Genomic DNA, 3,465 nt, shown 5'->3' on the forward strand with positions numbered 1-3,465 from the left:
TAATCCAAGGTTATATTTGACCTAAAAATACGAGTGAGCCCTTTAACCGCAATGGGTATCATATTTTGATACCACCTAATAAGTTCGAGCTAACAAAGTATGGATTCGATATAAAACTCATCTCAGAACAATTCACTGGAAAAATATCTTTTTCCAGATTCAATTACCCACTAAAAAACCATAGGCAAGATAAGTCATTAAAGTTTATAAGAAACACAAAATACGGTGTTTTATTGAAATTTAATATCGATTCATAAACTTTATTCGGTTTTTTATTCCGCCTTTTTAACAAAGCCCAGTCGTTCACATCTTTTTTACATTTAAGCATCCCCGTTTACCACTGGTTTGACTTCCTTTTTTCATCTCGGTTATACATTGGCCGAACGTTAACGAAATATTAACGTCACATTTGGCCGCTATGCGGCCAGACATAGGAAATAATAATAATCGGAGCAACAAGGATGTATAAAAACACAACCGCTTTATCTGTTGCGATAAGCCTTGCTTTGGGGACAGCAGCAGTTGCAGCCCCAGCAACAGCACTGGCAGAAGAGCAGCAAGTTGAAAAACTTCAAAAGATGAAAGTTACTGGTTCGCGTATCTCCACGACGGATATGGAAGGTCCTTCACCAGTTACTGTTATTAATAGTAAAGACATTGAGTCTAAAGGCTTTAACAGCGCGCAAGACGTATTGAACAGTTTGACCCAAAACACAGGTGGTGTAATGGCTCAAACAGACTCTTTCTCGTTTACACCAGCAGCGCAGTCAGTCAACTTACGTGGCCTTGGCGCGTCACGCACATTGATTCTTATTGATGGCCGTCGTCTTCCTCAATACCCGCTAGCACAAGATGGTACATCTAACTTCCAAGATATCGGCCAAATCCCTGTCGCCGCTATTGAGCGTGTTGAAGTAATGACCGACTCAGGTTCTGCTATCTACGGCTCCGACGCAATCGGTGGTGTCGTAAACTTCATTTTAAAGAAAGACTTTGATGGCGTTTCTGTAAAAGTACGCGCGGGTGACGCGACGGATGGTGGTTACCAAAATGGTCGTTTAGACGTTGTAGCTGGCAAAAACTTTGACGACAAACGTATTCTCTTCGTTGGCCAATTTGCGGGCAACGAAATGCTAAAGCAATCTGACCGAGATGATTGGGCTGGCGATGACGGTTCTAGCCGTTCTCAGCTAAGTGGCTACTCTAGCTACGGTGCAAACTTTGAAGGCGCCAACGGAACACTTCTAACACCAGCTGATGCTGGTTCTTCATGTAAAGAAGTCGTTGGTGATGCCGCGATTGAACGAGCGGATGGGAAGTGTGGTGTTAACCGCTCTGCATACCGAACATTAAAACCAGAAAACAAACAAGTAGACCTACTTTTACGTGGTGAAATGGACATTAACGACAATGTCACTGCCATGGCAGAAGCCCGTTTTGGCTACAAGTCTACAGAATCTGAATTCGAACCTAACCCTTACAGCGTTGAAGTTGATGCCACTCACTTCCGCGGCGAAGGCGAATACACTCGCCGTATGGTCGAATTTGGACCACGTGAAAGTAACACTGAAGCCGATTCTTTTGGCTTAACCTTAGGCTTGAACGGCCTGCTTGCTGATACGTATGATTGGGACCTATCCGCTGGTTACTCTGAGCAAAGCGTTGAAACAAGCAACCCAGCAATCTTTCTAACTCTCGACCAAGCTGTACAAAATGGTGATGTCGATCTTCTAGGGCCTATCTCACAAGACGTTGTAGACAAATACAGCGGCACTTCAAGCAAAGAAGCTTACTCAAAGCTTTACTCTGTTAACGGCTCACTGGCTGGTGATTTGGTTGAACTTCCTGCAGGTATGTCTGGCTTTGCTGTTTATGGTGAATGGAACCGTACTGACTACAATGAGACGATTGATGCTACAACAGCAGCTGGTGGTTTCTCTGGTCTAGGTGGAACATCAGGCGGCGGTGACCGCGATCAGATTGGTCTTGGTGTTGAAGCTCTTATTCCTATCATTGAAGATTTAGAAATGACTGTCGCTGGTCGTTACGACCACTACTTCGACGACTCGGCAACTGGCGGCGCATTCACTCCTAAAGTAGCCCTAGCATACCGTCCTACTGACACCCTATTGCTACGTGGTAGCTACGGTCTAGGCTTCCGAGCTCCGGACTTGAAGCGACTATTTGGTGATCAAACTCGAGGCTTTGGTTCTGGTTTTGACCCTGTGCTTTGTGCCAACGCTGGTGGTAGCGGCCCACAAGATAAAGACAAGTACCCAGAGTGTGATACTCAGTACTTCGATACGCTTAATGGCCCTAACTCAGAGCTGAAAGAAGAAACAAGTACAAACATTAACTTGGGCCTAGCGTGGGAGCCTGTGGATGATCTTGGTGTAACCGTTGACTGGTACCACATCAAGATGGAAGACGTCGTAACTGCACCAACTTACCAAGATGTAATTAACGATCCAGGTAAATACCCAGGTACTGAAGTCGTTCGTAACCCAGATGGCACCATCAAGTCGGTATCCTATGGTCCAGTGAACCAGTCGTATGAAGAGCGTTCTGGTATTGACCTAGCGATCAAATACGCATACGACACTAATGAGTTCGGTTCATTTAACACGCGTGTTGCTGTAACGAAGATCTTGATTGCTGAATATCAAGAAAACGACAGCGAGCCTGTAACGGATGAAAGAGATTTCATGCCTGAATACACCGCAACGTTAAATCTTGGCTGGGCATATGAAGATGTCGCTATCAACCTATTTGGTAAATACCGCGACCGTATGTGTTCAAGCTACGCAAACCGTTACTACTTTGATGACTGTGATTCTGCTAAAAAAGCGGGTTACAAAGCAGAAATCGCTAGTATGACAACGTGGAACCTAACGGCTTCTTACCAATTCAACGAGAGTGGTCGTGTAACTCTTGGTGCTATCAACATGTTTGACAAAGTACCGCCTGCAGATCCTCTAAGCGATACCTCTCCATTCTATGCAACTGGGTATGACGATCCAATCGGACGTCAGCTATACGTCGAGGCATCATACGACTTCTAAAAAATATTTGGCGCGGGTTTTCCGCGCCCTTTTCGACTGACTAAAACACTGACAAGGATGCAACCATGAAATTCAAGGAATTTGGTCTCAGTGCCATAGCTGCAGCATTGCTTACTATCAGTAGTAGCTCTATAGCGGCCAACTCTGGTGCTGTCGTTTCCACACAAGCAAAAGCAAATCAATCTTCAGAAGCTTCGCAACAAAAAATCGACAATTATGCCGAAAGTACTGAAGGCATGTTGGCAGAATACAAAGGCTTACTACGTCAAATCGACAGCATGAAAGTCTACAACGAGCAAATTAACCGTATGGTTCAATCACAGCAAGGTGAATTGGACTCATTAAATAACCAAATTGCTCAGATCGATCAAACGGCAACAGAAGTAGTGCCACTAACACTTAA

At 44.6% G+C, this 3,465-nt stretch carries 2 protein-coding genes; both read left to right on the forward strand.

Annotation, left to right across the window (positions count from 1 at the left end):
- The first annotated feature begins 461 nt into the window (after positions 1-461).
- Complete coding sequence (locus IQR33_RS28205; protein WP_017634998.1) at positions 462-3,062, forward strand: TonB-dependent receptor plug domain-containing protein; 2,601 nt, start codon at positions 462-464, stop codon at positions 3,060-3,062.
- A 65-nt stretch (positions 3,063-3,127) separates the two neighbouring features.
- On the forward strand, positions 3,128-3,465 hold a 338-nt coding region (locus IQR33_RS28210; protein ID WP_193844262.1), incomplete at its 3' end, for a DUF3450 family protein.

The sequence above is a fragment of the Vibrio sp. OPT46 genome (assembly GCF_015163535.1).
GTDB lineage: Bacteria > Pseudomonadota > Gammaproteobacteria > Enterobacterales > Vibrionaceae > Vibrio > Vibrio alginolyticus.